Annotated in this window: 19 protein-coding genes; 12 read left to right on the top strand and 7 right to left on the bottom strand. The window is 63.1% G+C overall.

Annotated elements, in window-relative coordinates; all coding sequences use genetic code 11:
* Nucleotides 1-13: 13 nt before the first annotated feature.
* On the bottom strand, nt 14-283 hold the full coding sequence (locus D6201_RS03985) for an FAD assembly factor SdhE (protein ID WP_120047644.1): 270 nt from the start codon (nt 281-283) through the stop codon (nt 14-16).
* Between the two features lie 47 nt (nt 284-330).
* On the opposite strand from D6201_RS03985, the gene recG reads away from it, so the two are divergent.
* The 9 genes from recG to dnaE all read left to right on the top strand — a co-directional run bounded on the left by recG (nt 331) and on the right by dnaE (nt 12,844).
* On the top strand, nt 331-2,400 hold the full coding sequence (gene recG, locus D6201_RS03980) for an ATP-dependent DNA helicase RecG (RefSeq protein ID WP_120047643.1): 2,070 nt from the start codon (nt 331-333) through the stop codon (nt 2,398-2,400).
* A gap of 168 nt (nt 2,401-2,568) precedes the next feature.
* Nucleotides 2,569-4,158, top strand: coding sequence for an amino acid permease (locus D6201_RS03975; RefSeq protein ID WP_120049186.1), 1,590 nt, complete (start codon nt 2,569-2,571; stop codon nt 4,156-4,158).
* Nucleotides 4,159-4,216: 58 nt separating this feature from the next.
* Complete coding sequence (locus tag D6201_RS03970; protein WP_120047642.1) at nt 4,217-5,977, top strand: DUF885 domain-containing protein; 1,761 nt, start codon at nt 4,217-4,219, stop codon at nt 5,975-5,977.
* A 367-nt stretch (nt 5,978-6,344) separates the two neighbouring features.
* Entirely contained in the window at nt 6,345-7,586 is a 1,242-nt protein-coding gene (locus D6201_RS03965) for a lipoprotein-releasing ABC transporter permease subunit (RefSeq protein ID WP_120047641.1), read from the top strand.
* Nucleotides 7,579-8,253: an ABC transporter ATP-binding protein gene (locus tag D6201_RS03960; RefSeq protein WP_120047640.1), complete on the top strand. Its 675-nt coding sequence runs from the start codon at nt 7,579-7,581 to the stop codon at nt 8,251-8,253. The genes D6201_RS03965 and D6201_RS03960 overlap by 8 nt, the downstream gene beginning before the upstream one ends.
* Before the next feature lie 46 nt (nt 8,254-8,299).
* On the top strand, nt 8,300-8,581 hold the full coding sequence (locus tag D6201_RS03955) for a hypothetical protein (protein ID WP_120047639.1): 282 nt from the start codon (nt 8,300-8,302) through the stop codon (nt 8,579-8,581).
* A 61-nt stretch (nt 8,582-8,642) separates the two neighbouring features.
* Complete coding sequence (locus D6201_RS03950) at nt 8,643-8,924, top strand: hypothetical protein (protein WP_120047638.1); 282 nt, start codon at nt 8,643-8,645, stop codon at nt 8,922-8,924.
* Between the two features lie 71 nt (nt 8,925-8,995).
* A complete protein-coding gene (locus D6201_RS03945; protein WP_120047637.1) occupies nt 8,996-9,337 on the top strand; it encodes a hypothetical protein in 342 nt (113 codons plus the stop codon).
* A 39-nt stretch (nt 9,338-9,376) separates the two neighbouring features.
* Nucleotides 9,377-12,844, top strand: coding sequence for a DNA polymerase III subunit alpha (dnaE, locus tag D6201_RS03940; RefSeq protein ID WP_120047636.1), 3,468 nt, complete (start codon nt 9,377-9,379; stop codon nt 12,842-12,844).
* Nucleotides 12,845-12,954: 110 nt separating this feature from the next.
* On the opposite strand, the gene D6201_RS03935 is transcribed toward dnaE, so the two are convergent.
* The 6 genes from D6201_RS03935 to D6201_RS03910 form a co-directional block, all read right to left on the bottom strand.
* Nucleotides 12,955-14,106 (bottom strand): OmpA family protein, encoded by a 1,152-nt coding sequence (locus tag D6201_RS03935; RefSeq protein ID WP_120047635.1) that lies wholly within the window; start codon nt 14,104-14,106, stop codon nt 12,955-12,957.
* Between the two features lie 125 nt (nt 14,107-14,231).
* On the bottom strand, nt 14,232-15,314 hold the full coding sequence (locus D6201_RS03930; RefSeq protein WP_193725687.1) for a PA0069 family radical SAM protein: 1,083 nt from the start codon (nt 15,312-15,314) through the stop codon (nt 14,232-14,234).
* A gap of 41 nt (nt 15,315-15,355) precedes the next feature.
* Nucleotides 15,356-16,390, bottom strand: a complete 1,035-nt coding sequence (locus D6201_RS03925; RefSeq protein WP_242447414.1) for a sodium:calcium antiporter — start codon at nt 16,388-16,390, stop codon at nt 15,356-15,358.
* Between the two features lie 60 nt (nt 16,391-16,450).
* Complete coding sequence (gene moaB, locus D6201_RS03920; protein WP_120047634.1) at nt 16,451-16,978, bottom strand: molybdenum cofactor biosynthesis protein B; 528 nt, start codon at nt 16,976-16,978, stop codon at nt 16,451-16,453.
* Nucleotides 16,978-18,741 carry a lytic transglycosylase domain-containing protein gene (locus D6201_RS03915; protein ID WP_242447413.1) on the bottom strand — a complete coding sequence of 588 codons (1,764 nt, stop codon included), beginning with the start codon at nt 18,739-18,741 and terminating at the stop codon, nt 16,978-16,980. Before D6201_RS03915 ends, moaB begins: the two co-directional genes overlap by 1 nt.
* The gene (locus D6201_RS03910; RefSeq protein ID WP_133303937.1) at nt 18,738-19,463 is read right to left on the bottom strand and encodes a uracil-DNA glycosylase family protein; all 726 of its coding nucleotides are present in this window, start codon (nt 19,461-19,463) and stop codon (nt 18,738-18,740) included. Before D6201_RS03910 ends, D6201_RS03915 begins: the two co-directional genes overlap by 4 nt.
* Before the next feature lie 85 nt (nt 19,464-19,548).
* On the opposite strand from D6201_RS03910, the gene D6201_RS03905 reads away from it, so the two are divergent.
* The 3 genes from D6201_RS03905 (at nt 19,549) to D6201_RS03895 (ending at nt 22,863) form a co-directional block, all read left to right on the top strand.
* The gene (locus tag D6201_RS03905; protein WP_120049183.1) at nt 19,549-21,195 is read left to right on the top strand and encodes an electron transfer flavoprotein-ubiquinone oxidoreductase; all 1,647 of its coding nucleotides are present in this window, start codon (nt 19,549-19,551) and stop codon (nt 21,193-21,195) included.
* A 136-nt stretch (nt 21,196-21,331) separates the two neighbouring features.
* Nucleotides 21,332-22,138: a 4-(cytidine 5'-diphospho)-2-C-methyl-D-erythritol kinase gene (locus D6201_RS03900; RefSeq protein ID WP_120047631.1), complete on the top strand. Its 807-nt coding sequence runs from the start codon at nt 21,332-21,334 to the stop codon at nt 22,136-22,138.
* Nucleotides 22,135-22,863: an N-formylglutamate amidohydrolase gene (locus D6201_RS03895; protein WP_120047630.1), complete on the top strand. Its 729-nt coding sequence runs from the start codon at nt 22,135-22,137 to the stop codon at nt 22,861-22,863. Before D6201_RS03900 ends, D6201_RS03895 begins: the two co-directional genes overlap by 4 nt.
* Nucleotides 22,864-22,879 lie beyond the last annotated feature (16 nt).

Raw genomic sequence — 22,879 nt, 5'->3', positions numbered from 1 at the left:
GGGTTCGAGCCGCCTAAATGCGCACGTAATCCAGCTTGCGCAAGGCTTCCATGCGCTCGCCCTGAAAGCTTTTGGGCGGTTCCTGCCGTCCGAGCGCCCAGGCCATCACGTCGACGTCGTCCTCGTCCAGCAGGGCCTCGAACCAGGCGAGGCCGTCCTCGTCCCAGTCGGCGTGATAGGTGTCGTAGAACCCGCCGAACATGTAATCGGCCTCCCGCGTGCCGCGATGCCAGGCGCGGAATTTGGCGCGGGCGAGGCGCTGTGTGAGGTCCGTGGATGTCATGGCTGCGCCTCCTACCGATCCGCAATGCGATGGGCTAGGGGGCAAAAATGCGCCCCGATGTCCTCAATCCCCTGTTTGCCGAGATCGACGGCCTCGAAGGCGTCGGACCGAAGCTGAAAAAGCCGCTGGGCAAGCTTGGGCTCGAACGGGTGCGGGATGTGCTTTACCACCTGCCGGAACGCTTCGTGGTCCGCCGTGCGGTGACAGATCTCGACGATGCGCAGGTGGGCGAGCAGGTCGTGGTGCCGCTGACCGTGGTCGAACACCGCGCCAGCCGCTCCCCGCGCGGGCCATACCGCGTGCTGACGCGCGATGAGCCGGGCAATATCTGTACGCTGACCTATTTCGGGCGCGCCTCATACACGGCGAAGAAGCAGTTGCCGGTGGGCGAGAAGCGCTGGGTGGCGGGCCGTCTCGATCAGTACGACCAGATGCTGCAGATCGTGCATCCCGACCACGTGGCGGAAGAAAGCGCAGATGCGATGGGACGGATGGTGGAGCCGGTCTATCGCCTTGCGGAAGGGCTCACCCAACCGCGTGTGTCATCGCTCGCCGAGCAGGCGCTGGAACGCGCGCCCAGTCTTCCCGAATGGATCGAACCGACGACGCTGGAGCGCGAGGCGTGGCCGACATGGCGTGAGGCCATCGCGGCGGCGCATGGCGGCGAGGCGACCAAGGCGCGCGACCGGCTCGCCTATGACGAGCTGTTCGCCAATGCCCTCGCCCTCATGCTGGTGCGCCAGCAGAACCGCGCGCGCAAAGGGCAGGCCTTGCAAGGAGATGGCGCGCTGAGGGAGAGGTTGCAGCTGCCGTTCCCACTTACGGGCGCGCAGCGGCGCAGCATCGACGAGATCGCGGGCGACATGGCGCAGGCAAGCCCGATGCTGCGGCTGCTGCAGGGCGATGTCGGCGCGGGCAAGACGGTGGTGGCGCTCGAAGCGATGCTGGTCGCAGTCGAGGCTGGCGCGCAGGCGGCAATGCTTGCGCCGACCGAACTGCTCGCCCGCCAGCATTTCGACAGCCTTCGCGCACTTGCCCGGCCCACCGGCGTCGAAATCGCGCTGTTGACGGGCCGCGACAAGGGCAGGGCGCGCGAGAGCATTTTGATGGGCCTGCTCGACGGCAGCATCGACATCGTCGTCGGCACGCATGCGATTTTCCAGGATACGGTGAGCTACCGCAATCTCGGCCTGGTGGTGATCGACGAACAGCATCGTTTCGGCGTGGGCCAGCGCCTGATGCTGACGCAGAAGGGCCGGGTGACGCCGCATACGCTCACCATGACGGCGACACCGATCCCGCGCACGCTTGTGCTTGCGAATCACGGTGAGATGGAAGTCAGCCGCTTGGACGAGCTCCCTCCCGGCAGGCAGGCGATCGACACGCGCGTGCTGCCGATCGACCGGATGGACGATATCGCCGCCGCCGTGGGTCGCCATGTCGAGAGCGGCCAGCAGGCTTACTGGGTCTGCCCGATGGTGCGCGAGAGCGAGACGATGGACGACGATCTCGCCGCTGCCGAGGCGCGCTACGCGGCGCTGAAGGAGCGCTTCGGCGATGACGTGGTGCTCGTCCACGGCCAGCTTGCGCCCGAGTTGAAGGACGAAGGCATGCGACGTTTCGCCGCGGGAGAGGCTAAGGTGCTGGTCGCCACCACCGTGATCGAGGTCGGTGTCGATGTGCCCAATGCAACGCTGATGGTGATCGAGCAGGCCGAGCGCTTCGGACTTGCCCAGCTGCACCAGCTTCGCGGACGGGTCGGGCGAGGCAGCGAGAAATCGACCTGCCTGCTGTTGCGCTCCGCCGAGCTAAGCGAAACGGGGAAGAAACGCCTCGAACTGATGAAGACTTCCCAAGATGGTTTCCACCTCGCCGAGGAAGACCTGAAACTGCGCGGCGGCGGCGAGCTGCTCGGCACGAGGCAATCGGGCGAGGAGGGCTTCAACATCGCCAGCATGGAGCAGGTGACCAAGCTGATCGACATGGCCAATGCCGATGCCAAGCTGCTGGTGGAAAGCCAGGGCGGCCTCGACAATCCGCACCGCGGCGAGGCGGCGCGCATCGTGCTCTATCTGCTGCAACGCGACTGGGGCGTGCAGACGCTGCGCGGGGGGTGAATCTTCCCCGGTCGGGTCGCGCCAGACCGAGGCGGTGTGCTGTCTGCACGCGGCGGATGGACGGATCGGCAGAATTTGCTTTTCCGCGCGCCCGTGATGCAATAAATCGCGCCGATCCGGCTGGTGGAGCGGGGCGGTCCCGCGGCAAGCCTGGTGGAACCATCCAAAATGCTGCTTGACCGGGTGAAACCGCTCGACGCCATCCTCGCGACGGCAGAGCGCAAGTCCTTGCATCGTTCTCTCGGTGCGTTGCAACTCATGCTGTTCGGCATCGGCTGCATCATCGGGACCGGAATTTTCGTTCTTACCGCCGCCGGCGCACAGAAAGCCGGGCCGGGCTTGATGCTGGCCTTCGTCATCGCCGGAACGGTCTGCATTGTCGCGGCTCTCTGTTACGCAGAGATCGCCTCGATGATACCCGTTGCGGGATCGGCTTACACATACAGCTATGCGACCATGGGTGAATTGCTGGCCTGGACGGTCGGCTGGGCGCTCGTGCTCGAATACGCCATCGCCGCCTCCGCCGTTTCGGTAGGCTGGTCGGGCTATTTCACCGGAACGATACTGAACGATACTTTCGGCATCGCGCTGCCTCCGTGGCTGACCGCCGGGCCGCTGGCGCTGGGAGGTGCGCCGGGCGGCGTCATCAACCTGCCCGCGATGATCATTGCCTTGCTGGTGACGTGGCTTCTGATGATCGGCACGTCGGAGAGCGCAAAGGTCAACGCGGTGCTGGTCGCCATCAAGGTGACGGCGCTGACGCTATTTATCGCTCTCACCCTGACCAGCGCGGAATTCGACCCCGCCCATTTCAATCCGTTTCTGCCCGCAGGCGTCTTCGGAGGCTGGGGAACAGGCGTCGGCGCGGTGGGCGCTGCCGCTACGATTTTCTTTGCCTATGTCGGCTTCGACGCCGTCAGTACGGCGGCGGAAGAAACGAAGGATCCGCAGCGCAATGTGCCGATCGGCCTGATCGGGTCCCTGCTTTTCTGCACGGTCTTCTACATCCTCGTGGCGGCAGGCGCGATCGGCACGATCGGCGGCCAGCCCATCATGGGGCCGAACGGCATTCCTTTCCCGGCCGGTTCGGAGGAGCTGGCAAGGCAATGCGCGATGCCGCAATTTGCGGACGCGCTCGTGTGTTCCAACGAGGCGCTGGCCCATGTCCTGCGACAGATCGGCTTCGGTGCAATCGGCAATATGCTGGGCTACGCGGCCATCCTGGCGCTGCCCTCCGTTATTCTCGTCCTGCTTTTTGCCCAGACACGCATCTTCTTCGTCATGAGCCGAGACGGTCTGCTGCCCGAAGGCCTCTCGAAAGTGCACCCCAAATGGAAGACGCCCTATGTCGTCACCGCCTTCACCGGTATCGTCGTGGCGATCGGAGCGGCCTTCTTCCCTGTCGGACAGCTCGCCGATATCGCCAATGCCGGTACGCTGTATGCGTTCGGGATGGTCGCAATCGCCGTGATGGTGTTACGCCGGACGGATGGCGCGAGGGTGCGCAGTTTCCGCGTCCCCGGCCTCGCGATCATCGGACCGCTCACAATAGCCGGCTGCCTGTTTCTGTTCCTCAATCTGCCGAGCGAGGCGATGCTCGTCCTGCCATTGTGGACGGCGATCGGGCTGGCGATCTACTTCGCCTATGGCCGTTCCCGCAGCCATCTGGGCCGGGGGGTCGTCGAAGTCGCGGAGGTAGAGGTGGCGTCCACTCTGGAGCCGGATATTCCCGGTATAGGGGACAGAGGGCGGGACTAACCTTGCCATGACGGCCCGTAGGGGTAGTCTCGCGCGAAACGATCGGGAGACTTCGTCCATGCACCGCCTCGCACTTGCCGCCGCCTTTGCAATCACCACGCCGCAAGCCGCGCTCGCGCAGGATGCCGAGGCCGATTTCCGCGAACTGCGCGACGATGTGTGGGAATGGACGCTGGATGGATCGCCCAGCCTTGCGACCTCATTGGGTGACCGGCGCGGGGATGGGCAACTGTCCGATCCGTCCATGGAGGGATATGACCGGCGCAACATGGAGGCGCGCGAATTTCAGCAGCGGCTGAATTCGATTGATGAGGCTGCGCTGCCGACGGACCTGCGGATCGACTACGCGCTGATGGCGCGCAACTTCTCCGACAGGCTGGAGGCGGCAAGTTTCGATCAGGATCGCTACATCACCTTCACCAATCGCGGCGGGCCGCAAGGGGCGATCACGAGCCTGCCCTATTCCTCCCCGCTTTTTACCGCCGAGGACTATGACAGCTATCTGACCCGGCTCGAAAGCTATCCCGAATACATTCAGTCGTTTATCGCCCGCAGTGAAGGCGCGATCGAGCGTGGACTGACGCAGCCTTGCGGGCCGATGGAAGGGTTCGAGGATCGCATTTCCGGCCTGATCGCGGATACGCCGGAGGAAAGCGTGTGGTGGCAGGCCTTCGACGAGCGTCCCTCCACGATTTCCGAAGACCGCTGGGACGATATCGTCGCGCGCGGGCGCAGCGCCATTACCGAAGGTGCGTTTGCCGGGCTGCGCACGTTCGAAAACTACTACACGCAGAGCTTCGCGCCCGCCTGCCGCACGGACGCGGCACCCGGCATCGGCGGGACGCCCGGCGGTGAGGCATATTTCGCCTACCGCGTGCGCAGCTTCACCACCACGGACATGACGCCGCGGCAGGTCCACGACCTGGGCCTCTCCGAAGTCGCACGCATCAGGGCCGAAATGGAAGCGGTGGCGGCGGAGGCGGGCTTCGACAGCCGCGAGGCGTTCATCGAGCACCTGCGCACCGATCCGCAATATTACCCGACCGATGCGGAAAGCTATGTCGAATATACCCGCGCGCTCGCCAAGGAGATCGACGGGTGGATGCCGCGCCTGTTCGGCACGCTGCCGCGCCTGCCCTATACGGTGGAGCCGATCCCCGCCGCCAATGCGCCGGGCAACACCACGGCCTATTACGAGCGCGGCTCTATCGCCACCGGACAGGCGGGCATCTATCGCCTGAACACGACCGAGCTCGACCAGCGACCCTTGTGGGAACTGCCCGCGCTCGGCGTGCATGAGGCGGTGCCCGGCCACCATCACCAGATCGCGCTGCAGCAGGAACTGGATATGCATCCGCTGCGCCAATACGGCACCTTCTTCACCGCCTTCGTGGAAGGGTGGGGCCTCTACTCGGAGCGGCTCGGCATCGAGATGGGCCTCTACGATACGCCAGCGAAGGAGATGGGGCGCTTGAGCTACGAGATGTGGCGCGCTTCACGACTGGTGGTCGATACCGGCATTCATGCGCTGGGCTGGACAAAGCAGGAAGCGGTCGACTTCATGCTCGGCAACACGGCGCTTTCACCGGGCAATATCGATGCCGAGGTCAATCGCTACATCACCTGGCCGGGCCAGGCGCTGGCCTACAAGCTGGGCGAGCTGAAGATCCGGGAGCTGCGCAGCCGCGCCGAAGAAGCGCTGGGCGAGGAGTTCGACCTGCGCGACTTTCACGACACGGTGCTGGAAAACGGGGCGGTGCCACTCGATGTTCTCGAAGCGCATGTCGATGCGTGGATCGCCGGCGAGCTGGCGCAGTAGTCTGTCCTACACGCTTCGCAGCGGCTTAGTGGTTCGGATGCTGCGTTTCGTGGAGCTTGCCCGTGGTCACACTTCGCTTTTCAAAAGGTGACATTTCGCTTTTGAGAAAGTCACATTTTAGAACGGTGAAAAGTCGCACTTTTTCCGCTCAAGGTCGCACGACGGCCCGAAACGGTCACACATCTTACCGAAAGGTCACGCTTTTTGCCCGCAAGGTGACGGATCGGGTGTTTTTGCCTCTGGACACTGTGCCACTTGTCACACCCCCGCCGGCAAAACGCAGCGCGCGGGCTTGCCCCGGCGCTTCATTGCAGCGAAAGGGGGCGCTCCCTAGACCGCGCACTCTCAAGCACGGAAACCACCTGACGTGATCCTCTCCCCATTCGAATGGTCCATCGCCAAGCGCTACATGCTGCCCGGGCGCAGTGAGGCGGTGATCGCCCTGGTCGCGGGCATCTCCATCACCGTCGTCATGCTCTCGGTCGCCATGCTGGTGATCGTGATGAGCGTGATGAACGGCTTTCGCGCCGAACTGCTCGATCGCATCACCAGCCTGAACGGCCACGCCGTGGTGCAGGCCTATGGCGGGCGGCTGGAGAACTGGCAGGAAGTGCTGGAGGAAGTGCGCGAGACGCCCGGCGTGATCGAGGCAAGCCCGCTGATCGAGCAGCCGCTGCTTGCCAGCTATAACGGCAGGGCGGAAGCCATCTTCGTGCGCGGCAACACGATGGAGGACATCGCCGCGCTCAAGCCCAATGTGCTGGTCGGCAGTCTCGACACGCTGCAACCTGACTTGCAGAACGTCGCCATCGGATCGCGGCTGCAGCAGAACCTCGGCATCAGGCTGGGGGAGACAATCACCATCATCAATCCGCAAGGCCGCACCACGCCTTTCGGCACGGTGCCACGGCAGATCGGCTACACCGTGACCGCGGTGTTCGAGGTGGGCCTTTACGACTTCGACGAACGCTTCGTGATGATGCCGATTCCGACTGCGCAAACCCTGCTGATGACGGGCGACAGCATCGGCATGATCGAGGTCCAGACCGAGGATCCCGACGAGGTGGAGAGGATCATGGCTCCGGTGCGCGAGCGGCTGGAAGGCCGCGCCGTGGTCACCAACTGGCAGCAGATGAACGCCTCGCTGTTCGAAGCCTTGCAGGTCGAGCGCGTTGCCATGTTCTTCGCGCTCTCCATCATCGTGCTGGTTGCGGCTTTCAACATCCTCTCCTCGCTCGTCATGCTGGTGCGCTCCAAGACCCGCGATATCGCCATCGTGCGCACGATGGGCGCGACGCGGCGAAGCCTGATGAAGATCTTCGTCACAACAGGCTCGGTCGTCGGCCTGGTCGGCACGCTGGCGGGCCTCGCGCTCGGCTTTCTGGTGCTGTTCTTCAGGGGTCCGATCGTGACTGGCCTCAGCACTGCATTCGGGATTGAGCTGTGGGATCCATCGGTTCGCTTCCTGACCGAACTGCCAAGCCGCACCGATCCTGCCGAAGTATTCATGATTGCCGGCATGGCACTGGGTCTCAGCTTCCTCGCCACGCTTTACCCGGCCTATCGGGCGTCGAACACCGATCCCGTGGAGGTGCTGCGCTATGAGTGACGCCGTCGTGAAGCTGACCGGTCTCGCGCGCAGCTTCGAGCAGGGCGGGGTCAAGATCGACGTCCTCAATGGCGTGGACCTCTCTATCGCGCCCGGTGAGATCGTCGCGCTGCTCGGCCCGTCCGGTTCGGGCAAGTCCACCCTGTTGCAGGCGGTAGGGCTGCTTGAAGGCGGCTTCTCCGGCAAGATCGAGATTGCGGGCCAGGATGCGAGCGCGCTCGACAGTGCCGATCGCACGACGCTTCGGCGCGATCATCTCGGTTTTGTGTACCAGTTCCACCACCTCCTGCCGGACTTCACCGCCCGCGAGAACGTGGTGCTGCCACAGCTGCTGGTCGGTGCGTCGCGCGGCGATGCGGAGGCGCGGGCCGACAGCCTGCTCGGCGCGCTCGGCCTCGAACACAGGCTCGGCCACCGACCCAGCAAGCTCTCCGGCGGAGAGCAGCAGCGCGTCGCCGTTGCCCGCGCGCTTGCGAACAAGCCGCAACTGGTGCTGGCGGATGAGCCGACCGGCAATCTCGACGAGAAAACGAGCGAGCGCGTGCTGGCGGAGTTCCTGCAATTGGTGCGCGGACAAGGTAGCGCAGCCCTTGTCGCCACGCATAACGAACGCCTCGCGGCGAAGATGGATCGCGTGGTGCGACTGCACGAAGGGCGTATCGAGTAGAAACCGGAAGCGGGGCTGGCGCGTTGAGGGGCAAAGGAGATCGCCTGTGACAGACCACCCGAGCACCTTTCGCGCCGACGACACCCATCGTCCCGGTATCCAATGGGACGACCGCGCCTCGCTTCATGCCGCAGGGGATGGTGACGGCGTGCTCGACGGGGCGAAGGGCCTGCGCTCCGGCACCTTTGCCGAGCTCATTCGCCACGTGATGGCGTATCCGGCGGAGAAGCGCCACGATTTCTACATCGAGAAGGCGGGGGACCGCGAGTATCACGCCGAGGAGATCGAGCGGCTCGCAGCGCATGAGGACTTCCCTACAACTGCCTGACTTGTCCATGCCCGACCGTTCCGCCACACCGCGGTAGGGACGGACCGGGAGAATTGGACCTATGCTCACCATCGCTACGCCGTTGGCGCTTCTCGCCGCTGTGCCCGCGCAAGACGCTCCGCCCGCCGCTGTGCAGGCGCCGCCATTTGCGGCCGAGCAATACGCTGCCTTCGACTTCTGGATTGGCGAGTGGGATGTCCATGCCAACGGCACCGACCAGAGGGTGGGCGAGAATACGATAGAGCGGGTCAGTGCCGGTTGCGCCATTCGTGAGACTTGGCGGCCGGTGCAGGGCGGGGATGGGTCGATCACGGTCAGACCTGGTCCGACAGCTTCGATCTGATCGATCGGTGCAGATTCAAGTAACCGGATGAGGCGATGAAGCGAATGAAAGAGCCGTAGGAGATTGACGACATGGTCGAGGCATTCATGGATTGGTTCCTCTCGCTGGGCGAGAATTACGGCGTAAACCCGTGGATTTTCGGCGCCATCTATATCGGCGCGATTCCCTTCTTCATCGCCAGCGTGGCCTGGCTGGTGAAGCGCGCCAAGGCCGGCAAGTCGACTGTCCTACCGACAATGCTGGCCGGCTTCTTCTTCGTCTCCGCGTATCTCTATCTGGCCATAGCGGGCCGTAACATCCCGATCTGGGTCTGGATCTTCCTAGCCGCGCTCGTCGTTTATGGAGCGGTCTCGCAAGTCCGTCAGACGCGCAAGAAGATCGCCGAAGCGAAGCAGGGGATAGCTCCCGAATAAGCCCTTCAAGATTGGGCTGGGAAGGCGCATATTCGCTTCATGCCATATGCTCCATTCGTCCCGCTTCGCGTGGTTTCCAGCTATTCGATGCTCGAAGGCGCGATCGATCCGAAGGCAATCGCGAAACTGGCGAAGGAGCGCGGTTTTCCCGCCATCGCCATCTGCGATCGTAACGGCCTTTATGGTTCGACCATGTTCGCGGGAGCCGCCAAGGGCGAGGGCGTGCAGCCCATCGTCGGAACACTTCTCGGCGTGCGGCGGGGGCATGACGAGCCGGTCGATTACCTTCCACTCTACGCACAGGACGAGGACGGCTGGAACAATCTGTGTCACCTCGTCAGCCGGGCGCATCTCGATCGTCCGCTGGAGCTGCAGCCGCATGTCGAATTCGCCGATCTCGACGGTCATTCAGACGGCCTGATCGCCCTTACCGGGGCGGCTGAAGGCGCGATTACGCGGCTTCTGGCCGACGGCAAGGAAAAGCGCGCGCATAAACTTGCGGAGCGGCTGTCAGCGTTCTTTCCCGGGCGCCTTTACGTCGAGCTTGCCCGGCGCGGCAATCCGGTGGAGCAGGCGGCCGAGGTAGGATTGCTGAACCTCGCCTATGCGCAGAACCTGCCGCTCGTCGCGACCAACCCTGCCAACTTCGCCGAACCGCATCAGCACAGTGCGCATGATGCCATGCTCTGCATCGCCAATTCGAGCCAGATCGATAGCGACGATAGGCCAACCTCCAATCCCGAAGCTTACGTCAAGACCGCCAGCGTGATGGAGGAGCTATTCGCCGATTTGCCGGAAGCGACTGCTAATACGCTCGTTATTGCCCAGCGCATCGCCTTTGCCCCACCCCGTCGCGATCCAATCCTGCCAAGCCTTGCGGGAGATGTCGAAGGCGAAGCGCGCATGCTGGAGGAGGACGCCAGACGTGGCCTCGCCGCGCGGCTCGAGCTATACGAAAATCTCTCCGACGAAGAGCTTAAAGTCTATGTCGATCGTCTCGATTACGAGGTCGGCATCATTCGGAATATGGGCTTTCCAGGCTACTTCCTGATCGTTGCCGACTTCATCAAATGGGCAAAGGTGCAGGGCATTCCGGTCGGACCGGGCCGTGGTTCTGGTGCCGGGTCGCTGGTCGCCTGGGCGCTCACCATTACCGATCTCGATCCGATCCGCCTGGGCCTGCTGTTCGAGCGCTTCCTGAACCCGGAACGCGTCTCGATGCCGGACTTCGATATCGACTTCTGCGAAACGCGCCGCGGCGAAGTGATACGCTACGTGCAGGAGCGCTATGGCCACGACAAGGTTGCGCAGATCATCACCTTCGGAAAGTTGAAGGCGCGCGCCGTCCTGCGCGACACGGGTCGCATCCTGCAGATGCCATATATGCAGGTGGATCGGCTCACCAAGATGGTGCCGAACCACCCGACCGATCCTTGGACTTTGCCGCGCACGCTAAACGGCGCCGCCGATTTCAAGCGCGAATACGACAATGACAACCAAGTGAAGCGCCTTGTCGATCTGGCGATGCAGCTTGAGGGGTTTCCGCGCAATTCCTCCACCCACGCGGCGGGCGTGGTGATCGGCGATCGGCCGCTCAGCCAGCTCGTCCCACTCTACCGCGACCCGCGATCGGACATGCCGGTAACGCAGTTCGACATGAAGCACGTCGAAGACAGCGGGCTGGTGAAGTTCGACTTCCTCGGCCTCAAGACGCTGAGCGTGCTGCGCAAGGCGGTCGACCTGCTGGAGCGGCGAGGCATAACAGTCGATCTCGACACGCTCGCCTGGGATGATGCCGAGGTTTACGAGTTGATGAAGCGCGGCGATACCGTCGGCGTCTTCCAGCTTGAATCCGAAGGGATGCGGCGCACGCTGACGGCGGTGAAGCCGACGAAGTTCGAAGACATCATTGCGCTGGTTTCGCTCTACCGGCCCGGCCCGATGGACAACATCCCTCTGTTCGGAAAGCGCAAGGCGGGCGAGGCGGAGATCGAGTACCCGCATCCAAAGCTGGAGGGCATTCTCGAAGAGACCTATGGCATCTTCGTCTATCAAGAACAGGTCATGCAGGCCGCGCAGATCCTGGCGGGATACTCGCTCGGCGATGCAGACCTGTTGCGCCGTGCGATGGGCAAGAAGGTTCAGGCGGAAATGGACAAGCAGCGCGGTCGCTTCTGCGATGGCTGCGAGGAAGTGTCCGGGATCGACGCAAACGAAGCGAACCGCCTGTTCGACTTGATCGACAAGTTTGCCGGCTACGGCTTCAACAAGTCGCACGCGGCAGCCTACGCCCTGCTCAGCTATCAAACAGCTTGGCTGAAAACCCATTACCCGGAAGAATTCTACGCCGCTTCCATGTGCTTCGACATGCACCAGTCGGAGAAGCTTGCAGTGTTCGTCGACGATGCGAGGCGCAATGGCGTCGCGCTACTTGCACCTGACATCAATGCTTCCGAGGCCGAATTCATGGTCGAGCAAACCGATGAGGGGTGGGCAGTGCGTTACGCGCTCGCGGGCATCCGCAATGTCGGTGAGAAGGCAATGGATCAGCTGGTGGCAGAGCGGCAATCGCACGGGCCATTCGAGGATCTGGAGGACCTCTTCCGCCGCGCACCGCATGGCTCGATGAATCGCAAGCAGCTTGAAGGGTTGGCGGGTGCGGGTGCTTTCGACGCGCTCGAACCGAACCGGGCAAAGGTGCTCGCCAATGCCGACATGCTGCTGGCCGTGGCCGATGCTGCGCATCGCGAAAAGGCCAGCGGACAAGTCGGCCTGTTTGGCGGAGAGGAGCACGCGGAGCCTTCGCTCAGGCTGAAGGATGCGCAGGCCTGGTCGCGGCCCGAGCAGATGGCGATGGAGCGCGAGACATTCGGTTTCTATTTCGCCGCTCATCCGGTCGAGGAATTTCGCATGATCGCGTCGGCCAATGGTGCGCGGTCTTATGCGGCGCTAATGGATGGCGGTGTCGCCGGCGGACGCGAGAATGCGGTGATGGCGGCGCTGGTAGAAAGCGTCAACAAGGGGCGAACCAAACGAGGAGCGGAATTCATCCGCGCTGATTTCTCGGATTCTTCGGGTCAATTCAGCGCTGCGTGTTTCGAGGAGTCTCTCGTCGAAAATTTCCAGCAATGGGCATCCAACGGCACCTGCATTCTGCTGAACGTGGAACTGGACTCGCCGAACCCCGACGATCCGCCACGCATCACGGTGCGTGGGGCGAGACCGCTGGCGGATGTTACCAGCGCGGCGCGGATGCAATTGTCCGCCGACATTCATGACGCCGAAGCACTCCGGGCGTTGCGCGACCTGCTCAAACCCGGGCGCGCCGGGCACGGTGAAGTGCTGGTGCGGCTTTGCCTAGGCGAGGGCAGTGAGGCGCAGATGCTGCTTGGCAGCGATTTTGCGCTCGGCAGCGATGTCATCGAGAAAATTTCGACCGTATCAGGCCTGCAGGACGCCAAACTATCGCCGATCAGGGGAGCCGGACACTTGCGCGTCGTGGCCTGATGGTATCTGTCTGATGCTCTAAAGCGGCCCACCAAAATTGTTTCGCCAAAGAAAAAGGGCCGGGAGATCGATCTCCCGGCCCTTTTTTCTGTGTCAGCCTTGCGGCGTGATTACATGCCCGAACCCGGACCGTACATCACTTCCACACGGCGGTTCTGCAGCTCGCGGACACCGTCGGCGGTCGGTACGCGGAGGTCCGATTCACCGAAGGCTTCGCTCGAGATGCGCGTGCCCGGGACACCGCGGCTGGTCATGTAGGCGCGAACGGAGTCGTTACGACGCTCTGCCAGGCCCATGTTGTAGTCGCGCGGACCCGACGTATCGGTGTGACCGGCGAGCATGACGCGGGCTGTGCCGCAATCACGATAGGCGGTGACGGCGCTGTTCAGCACGGTTGCGGCCTCGGGCGTGATGTCGCTCTGATCCCAATCGAAGAACACGATGTAGGGGCCCGTGTTGCACTCAGCCTGCGGCGGAGGCGGCGGGGGCGGCGGGGGAGGAGGAGGCGGCGGCGGGGGAGGCGGCGGCGGAGGCGGCGGCGGGGGAGGCGGCGGAGCCTCTGCGCCACCAAAATTGTAGATGAAGGTGCCGAGCAGCGAGTGCGTCGAGACGGTCGTCTCGAAAGGCCGATCGATATCGTCGACGAACTCCAAGCCGGGCACATTGTGGAACTTGTACTTCAGCGAAGCATCGATCCGATCGGTCAAAGGAGCATAGATCTGGCCAACGGCCTGCCATGCAAAATGCACATCATTGTCATCGACGAAGCCGTAATCGTTATCGAAGGCGCGCAGTCCTTCGATCCGGGCGTTCGAAATGCCGACACCACCACCAACGGCGACGCCGAAGCCGCGGCCGTCGCCGCCGAGATCCAACAGCGCGTTCAACATACCGCTCCAGATGACACCTTCGCCATTCAGAGTTTCCGCATCGTCGAAGAACAGATCGTCGAGTTCGCCGTCGAAGCGATCATTGACCGGGATGCCGACATCATTCGCTTCGATGCGATCGAAGTCAAAATTCTTGTAAGCGCCTTCGATTTCGAAGCGGATTGGACCGGTATCGTACCCGATCACGCCCTCGGCTTCCCATCCGAAATCGCCTTCCGCGACAATGACAGCGTCATCGAGACCAAAATCGACATCTTCAGGCGCTACGACACCTGCGCCGAGGCCAATGTAAAAGCCGCTATCGTCCTGAGCGATCGCTGGCGTTGCTGCGAGCGCGGTTGCGCTCATCAGTGCGGTCGTCAACTTCCTCATGCAAGTATCCCCTAACATTCAATGATCTGCGAATCGGTTTCTAGGCTGGCCATTAGGGCTAGCCGAGCTTCGTGACAATGCGAAGCAAGCGCTTAGCGGTTTTCGCCTCTTTCTTCGCGATAGTTTCAAAAAAGTCGCAGTTGTCCTTCGGCTCCCGGTCGTCGGAAATGCCCTACCTCGAGCTCGAAACGCATTTTTTCGATACCGGCCCTGCGGCAGGCAATCCGAAAACGCGCCCGGAAGAGCTCCGCCCAGACGCCTATCGGTCGCAAGCGGGAGAAAAATTGCGGGTCGTTGTCCTTCCCGCTGCGGATGGATCGCACGATGCTCATGACCTTGCCCGCACGCTCCGGAAAATGCACGCCGAGCCATTCGCGAAACAGCGGGGATACTTCATGGGGTAGGCGGAGCGGGATCCAGCCGACACTGCTGACGCCTTGGCGAGCAGCGTGTTGGATGATCTCTTCCATGAATTCGTCGGTGATGGCCGGGATCACCGGCGCGATGGAGCAATGCGTTGGCACTCCGGCCGTCGCCAGCTCGCCCAGAGCAGCTAGACGTTTGGCGGGCGCAGCGGCGCGCGGTTCGAGTTTACCCGACAGGCGGGGGTCGAGACTGGTCACCGAAATGGCGACCGCGACCAGATTCATTCCTGCCATGTCCGCCAGGATGTCGATATCGCGCAATACGCGATCCGACTTCGTCGTGATCGTCACCGGATGACGCGCGTCGCGCAGCACTTCGAGCATTTCGCGTGTTATGCGGTAGCGATCCTCTATGGGCTGATACGGATCGGTATTGGTGCCCATCGCAATGGGGCGGGGACGGTATTTCGGGCGGGAAAGGGTTTCGCGCAACAAACGCGCCGCATCCGGCTTCGCAAACAGCTTGGTTTCGAAATCGAGGCCGGGCGAGAGATCGTGATAGGCATGCGTAGGGCGGGCGAAACAATAGACGCAGCCGTGCTCGCAGCCACGATAGGCATTTACCGAACGATCAAAGGCGATATCCGGCGACTGGTTAAAGGAGAGAATGGTTTTGGGCCGCTCTTCCGTAACCGTCGTTCGTAGTTTGATCGGCGGTCCGTCCAGCGCCTCCATCGCATCGCGCCAATCGCCATCTGTCGCGCGCTCCGCCAGCCCGAAACGCTGCGGTGTCGCCGCCGACTGCGCGCCGCGACCCTTAATTGGAATGTGCGTATTGCTCACGGAACATTAATAGAACAAGCGTCGCCGCGCGACAAGTCTGATCAGCCGAGGCTTACCTGCAGGCCAGCGCCGCCGAGCCAAATGGCCAGGAGCAGGACCGATTCCCAACCGATGCCGCCCGGCCCCTGCTTTTCGCGTCGCAACAAACCGATCAACAGAATTGCGGTCATGACGATGACGATCGCGAGCCAGAACAGGCTCCGTTCGCTGATGGCGTGATAGATGCTGCCGTCGCGATAAGCGATGTCGCTAGCGGCGAGGAAGAGCGCATCGAACATGTTGCCGCCGATGATCCCGCCGATTGCCAGTTGCAGAGCGCCTGCGCGAACAGCGGCGATGGTGGTGACGAGTTCAGGCAGCGAGGTAACCACCGCCGTCCCCAGCGCGCCGACAACGCCTTGCGAAATACCGAGCCTCTCGGACAGCGCGAGCCCGGTCTCTCCGACGACCCAGCCGCATGATCCGACGATTGCGACCAGTCCGGCGAAGGAAAGTGCCAGCACCAGCGTGCTGCGCGGATCGTGTTCCTGATCGTCGTCTTCGGAGCGGGTTTCTGCCGTTTTCTCAGGTTTCCACATCGGCGCGAGCTTGATCCGATGGGCGTTGTGCAAAGCGATCAGATAAGCACCGATCATGATCGGCGTGACGGGATGGATGCCGAAGGGCGCGAACGGGGGCGCGGCGAAAGCGAGCAGCGGAATGGTCACCAGCACTATCAGCATCGTCGCCTGGCCGAGATTCACAGCACTCGCGCCCGCATGTTCGAGATTGACCTTGCGATAGCCGATATCGGCGAGGGCCAGAAACATGGTCTGCGCCGCGATCCCACCAAGAGCATTGGATACCGCCAGCTCCGGCGCGCCGCCGGATGCGGTGCTGATCGATGTTACAATGCCCGAAATGCTGGTGCCCGCGCCGAGCAGCACCGAACCGATCAGCGCCTCCCCAAGGCCCGTCCGGTCTGCGAGGATGTCGGCGATCCCCGCCATCTTGCTGCCGAACCAGGCGATGAGCACTGCTGCGCCTCCGAACAGCAGCAGCAACATCGTCGTATCGAGACCGGCAATATCGGGCAAATTTTCCCCCTGATTTCAGGAGGCAACGCGATCTGCCCGGCGCTGTTCCGGCGAAGTGACCTACCGTTCGCGAAGGCGCGGCATCAGATCGACAAAATTGCAGGGACGATTGCGGCTGTCGAGCTGCTCGGCTAGGATCCGGCCCCACCCATCCTTCACCGCGCCGTTCGAACCTGGGAGAGCGAAGATATAGGTGTCATCGGCAAGCGCCGCGCAGGCGCGAGACTGCATCGTCGATGTGCCGATCGTCTCGTAGCTCACCCAGCGAAACAGTTCGCCGAAACCGGGAATGTTCTTGGTCTTAACCCGATCGAGCGCTTCCGGGGTCACGTCGCGGCCCGTCAAGCCCGTGCCGCCTGTAGAGATGATTGCATCGACGCTTTCGTCTGCAATCCACTCTCTGAGCGTTATCTCAAGCAGATCCGCATCGTCCGCAACGATTGCGCGGTGAACCAGTGCATGGCCTGCCGTTTCGATGCAATCGGCAAGGATGTCACCCGACGTATCGTCGTCCGGCGTTCGTGTGTCGGAGACGGTCAGTAGCGCGATGTGAAGCGGTACGAAAGTGCGGCTCTCATCGATTGCCATCAACGCTGCTCGGTCGACATGTAGACGCGGCCTTGCGTCGGCGCGGTGCCGTCCGGGAAGAGCGGCCAGCCATTCTGCGCCAGCGCCATGCGACTGGGAGATGCCGCGTTCGCCTGCCGCTCATACATCCAGTAATTGCGCATCACGATGGAAACGTAACCGCGCGTTTCCCAATAAGGAATCGCTTCCATATAGAGCAGCGGGTCACCGCGATCGTCGATTTCCTGCTCCCATCTGCGAATAGGTGTCATGCCGGCATTGTAAGCCGCCATGATGACCGGCAGCCGCCCCTGAGTGGTGGGATCGTCGCGCAGCATCTCCAGATTGCGCTGGCCGAATGCGAGGTTGGTTGCAGGATCGTAGATATTCACCGCGCTCGCGCTGACGCCTAGCGAAGGAGCGTGTTGGCGCACGGTGATCGGGGTTATCTGCATCAGACCCTGTGCTTGGGCGGGGCTCGTCGCGTCGGGACGGAAGGCGCTTTCCTGCAGGATATGCGCGAAGGCAAGAGCGGGATCGACGCGCCAGCCATTATACGGCGCGATCTTCGGCGCGGGGAAATGCGAAGCGGGGTCCGCCTCTCCGCCGCTCGGAGCGTTGTAAGCCATGTACAGCTGGGTCTGCGGGAAGCCGAGTGTTCGCGCGAGCCGGGACAGCGCTTCGTAATCGCCGGGATCGCCGATGCGAGCCTGGTGTAGCAGCACCTGACTGCCGAGCACATCTTGGCCGATTTCCGACAGGGCTACGGCGATGCGAATATTGCGCTCATCGCCTAGCGCCTGCCAGTCCTGCGGCGTGAAGTCGGCGCTCTCGACCCGGTCTGGCAATTGCCGACCGAGCTGTTCGGCGGCGAGCATACCGTACATTGTGCGATCGTCATTCGCCGCGGAATTGAGCAGCGCGCTTGAAAGTTCAGGCTGACGGCATCGCATCGCTGCGCGCGATCCCCAATACAGCGCGGCGCTGCGCAAATTGGGGCTGGACGCGCCCGAGGCGGCCCGCTGGAAGTAATCGCCCGCCGCCTGGCAATCGCCGAGCCGCCATGCCGCAAGGCCCGCGGTCCAGTCGCCTTCCGCTACCCACGATCCGCTGCCGGTGCCCACCGTTTGTGCGATCGCGAATGCTTCGGCATCGCGGTTCTCGATGAAATAGCTCCACGCGACGCGCTGACGCCATTCGGCCCTCGCTTCGCTGCTGAGAAGGGAGTCGACACCATCCAGCAAAAGCCGCGCTCCATCGGGATCGCTGTTGGAAATATGTTCGAGAATATCGGCCCGGATACTGTCCGGCATCGTGCCGTCGGAGATGCTGCGTGGGCGTGTGCGACGGGGCATCACGCTCTGACGTCGGAAGTCGCGAATGTACGGCAGGCTGGGTTCTTCATAGGCACCGCGGGTGACGCTCAAACGCGCGATTTGGGGGGCTTGGGGAAGACTGCGTCCGGTGCGCAGCCAGTCCTGCAACGCGGGAAGTTCGACGCGGGGGGAGTTCGCGTGGAGGTAATATTCCGCCCGCGCCACATCGGTCAGCAAGCCATCGGGCCGCTGCGCGATAAGGCTTTCCACCGTCTGCCATTCCTGCCGCTCGATCGCGCGGAAAAGCGCTACGAAATGCGCCCGCTCCTCAGCAGAAAGCTGCTGCGGCACTTCCTGCACGCCGATCCGGCCGGAAAAATATGTCCGCGTGTCCTGCGCGCTTGCGGCGGACCAGGAGGGTGCGGCGAGGGACAGGGAAAGAGCGCAGAGGGTCAGCAAGCGTTTCATGCGGAGGTCCATTCGAGCAGGCGATTCCACAGCCGCGCGCGCTGCCGCGCGTGGCCGAGCAAACGGTCGGGAGCGAAAGTGGCGAGCGCGGGAACGTCGCCGATTGCGGTGAAGGATTCAGGTGCAGCAGCGGCATCATGGCCGAGCAGGGCGGGCAGCGCGCTGCCGAAGACGATGACGCGCTTCGGTTTGACGAGTTCGACATGGCGCCGCACCGCATTGCCAAGACCATCGCTGCCCAGAGCCGCCCAGTCCGGCAACGGCATGTGCCCAGGCAGGGCTGACGCTATGTAGGTCGCATCGGTGGAGTGGCCTGACGCGCGGGCGATATTGGAGATCAGCTTGCCCTGCGCGGCGCTCAGCAGCGTGTCGTCGTCATCGGCTTCCGGCATCGGGACCACCATCATCAGTTCCGCCCCGGCTTCGCCGCGTGGCGCAATCCTTGGGCCGGGCGCGGCGGGCAGGGGGCTGTCGGGCGAAACCCACCATTCGCGAAATGCGGCGAGGTCGGTCGGCAACGTCTCGGGCGAGATTGCCGGCTCGGCCTCGGGCTGTGGCGCTTCGGCAGCAGACGCCGCCATCGCCCGTGGCTTGGGCTTTTCCGGATCCGCCAACCAGTTGGTGGCCTCGTCGCCGAAGTCCTGATCCACGCCCGCATCGCGCCACCAGTCGAGGGTGGCGGCGTATTGTTCGGCAAGGGAAATATCGCTGCGATTTTCCATTCTGGGACCAAGGCCGGTCTTGACCTGCAACGGGGCAGCACGCAAGTGCCCTTGCAATGCAACTTTCGCAAAACGGGATGAAATGATGAGCGAACGGGAATCGATGCCCGTCGATGTCGTGATCGTGGGCGGCGGGGTCGCCGGCATGGCCGCGGCGATCCGGCTGAAGCAGCTGAAGGAAGAGCTCGAGGTCGTCGTGCTCGAAAAGGGCTCCGAGATCGGAGCGCATATCCTTTCGGGCGCAGTGGTCGATCCCAAGGCGCTGGACGAGCTTCTGCCCAATTGGCGGGAGATGGACTGCCCGATGGCGGAAACCCCCGTCACCGAGAACCTGCATTACATGCTCTCTAAAAACGGCAAGTTCGAGTTGCCGCATCTGATGATGCCGCCCTTCATGTCGAACGATGGCTGCTACACCGGCTCGCTCGCCAACCAGACCCGCTGGCTGGGCGAACAGGCCGAGGCGCTGGGCGTCATGGTCTTCCCCGGCTTCCCGGCATCCGAAGTGATGTTCGATGACAGCGGCGCGGTGACCGGCGTGGTGACGCAGGACATGGGCGTCGCCGCCGATGGATCGCACAAGCCGGATTACCAGCCGGGCATGGAAATCCACGCCAAATATACGCTCTTCGCCGAAGGCGCGCGCGGCAATCTCACCAAGAAGATGAAGGAACGCTTCGACCTCGAGGCGAATTGCGAGCCGCAGGTCTACGGCCTCGGCATCAAGGAATTGTGGGACATCGATCCTGCCAAGCATGTCCCGGGCCGTGTTCTGCACACGCAGGGCTGGCCGCTCTCGGAAAGTGACACCTGGGGCGGTGGCTTCCTTTACCATCAGGCCAACGGCCAAGTCGCTTTGGGCTTCGTCACGGCGCTCGATTACAAGAACCCCTACGTCTCGCCCTTCCAGGAATTCCAGCGCTGGAAGCAGCATCCCGCGATCCGCGAATATCTCGAAGGCGGAACCCGCGTTGCTTACGGTGCGCGCGCGATCAACGAGGGCGGCTGGCAGAGTATTCCCAAGCTGGCCTTCCCCGGCGGTGCGCTGATCGGTTGCGCGGCGGGCTTCGTGAACGTGCCGCGCATCAAGGGCAGCCACACCGCGATGAAAAGCGGTATGCTCGCCGCCGAGAGCGTCGCGAAGGCGATCGGCGAGAGCGCGGAGCACACCGAGCTTGCCGATTATGAGGCCAATTTGCGCGAAAGCTGGATCGCGACCGAGCTCAAGAAGGTAAAGAACGCACAGCCGCTCGTTGCCAAGTTCGGCGGCGATGTCGGCACGGTGCTCGCGGGTATCGACATGTGGATGCGCCAGCTGAAGATCGGCATCTTTCCCGAAATGGGCCATCATCGCGATTACGAGGAATTGCAGCGCGCGGACCTGCACAAGCCGATCGATTATCCCAAGCCCGACGGGAAGATCACCTTCGACCGGCTGACGAGTGTTTCCTACAGCTTCACCAACCATGCCGAGGATCAGCGCAACCATTTGAAAGTGCGGGATCTGGAATTGCAGCGCGAAAGCGAGTTGGAGGTCTACGCCGGCCCCTCGACGCGCTACTGCCCGGCGGGTGTCTATGAGTGGCTGATTGAGGAAGGGCAGGAGCCGAAATTCCAGATCAACGCGCAGAACTGCGTCCACTGCAAGACTTGCGATATCAAGGATCCGAACCAGAACATCGAATGGACCACGCCCGAAGGCGGCGGCGGGCCGAATTATCCGAATATGTGATGCGTAATATCCTCCCCCATCGGGGGAGGGGGACCACGCGAAGCGTGGTGGAGGGGCACCTTCACCATCGCGCTATGTGCCGGTGCCTCTCCACTATCCTGCGGATGGTCCCTCTTTCCGTTCCGGAGAGGATCTGATGCGCGAAACCGCCTACGCCAAGATCAACCTTGCCCTGCATGTTCGCGGGCTGCGGGACGATGGCTATCATGCACTGGAGACGCTTTTCGCTTTCGTCGATGCCGGTGACACGCTCGGTGCGGCATCGGCGGACGCCGATACGCTGACGACAGTTGGCGAATTCGCGACCGCGCTCGATAACCCCTTCGACAATATCGTCATGCACGCGCTCACTGCGCTGCCGCGACCCGATGGGCTCGCCATTGCGCTGGAAAAAAACCTGCCCGTCGCGGCGGGGTTGGGCGGCGGTTCTGCCGATGCGGGCGCTGTGTTTCGCATCATCCGCGATCGGTATGGCCTGCCCGACGACTGGCGCGAACGTGCGGCGCGGCTGGGTGCGGATGTGCCTGCCTGTGTCGAGAGCCTTACTTGCATCGGGCGCGGCACCGGCACGGAATTGCAGCCTGTTAAAAGCGATCTGACGGGCATGGCGGTCTTGCTCATCAATCCGCGCATTCCGCTTGCCACTGGGCCGATCTTCGCCGCGTGGGACGGGAAGGACCGGGGGGCTTTGCCCGAAGGCCAGGTCAGCGAGATTACCCGCGCCGGGCGCAACGATCTGCGCGCACCTGCCATTTCGCTCTGCCCGGCCATCGCTGACGTGCTCGCGGCACTCGAGGCGCAAAAGCCTTGGCTCGCCGAAATGTCCGGCAGCGGGGCGACGTGTTTTGCGTTGTTTGAAGATTCCTCCGTCCGCGATAAGGCAGCGCAAACCTTGGCCGCCGACCATCCCGACTGGTGGCAGATGAAAGGCAATCTTCGATGAGCGAACCCGTCTACCGATTTATCGGAGAGGCCACGCGCGGTGGCATTGTCGCGGTATGCGATCATGCGTCCAACTTCGTGCCGGAAGGGATCGAGCTCGGCGTGCCGCCCGGTACGCTCGACAAGCATGTCGCCTACGATATTGGCGCGGCGGGCGTGTGCGAGCGGTTGGCGCGGCGGCACAATATCGCGGCCATGCTGGGGGAGGTCAGCCGTCTGGTGGTCGATCTGCATCGTGAGGAAGAGGCAGACGGCCTCGTCCCCACCACGAGCGACGGCATTCTCGTCCCCGGCAATATCGGGGCGGACCGGGACAAGCGGCTCGAGGAATACCACCGGCCCTATCACTCGGCGATGGAGCGCTGGCTGGATGAGGTGCAGCCGGGCCTGATCCTTTCCATACACAGCTTCACGCCCGAACTTGAAAGCAAACCGGGCCAGGAGCGTCCGTGGGAAATCGGCTTGTTGTATAATGAGGACGAGCGCGCCGCGCTGCACGCAATCCGCCTGTTCGGCGAGCTGGGCGTCACAGTGGGCGATAACGAGCCCTATTCGGGCCGCGAGCTCAATGCGACGATGAACCGTCACGCGGAGGCGCATGGACGGCCCTATTGCGCGATCGAAATCCGCAACAACCTCATCACGCAGGAGCGCGGACAGGCGCGCTGGGCGGCGATCATCGCCGATGTCGCGGGCCGGGTGAAGCTGGCGCTGGAGACGGCCTGACTTGATTCCCGGCCGC

It is taken from the genome of Aurantiacibacter aquimixticola (assembly GCF_003605475.1).
Lineage (GTDB): Bacteria > Pseudomonadota > Alphaproteobacteria > Sphingomonadales > Sphingomonadaceae > Alteraurantiacibacter > Alteraurantiacibacter aquimixticola_B.
The sequence above is the reverse complement of the archived record's forward strand: the minus strand, read 5'-3'. Positions and strand labels throughout refer to the sequence as shown.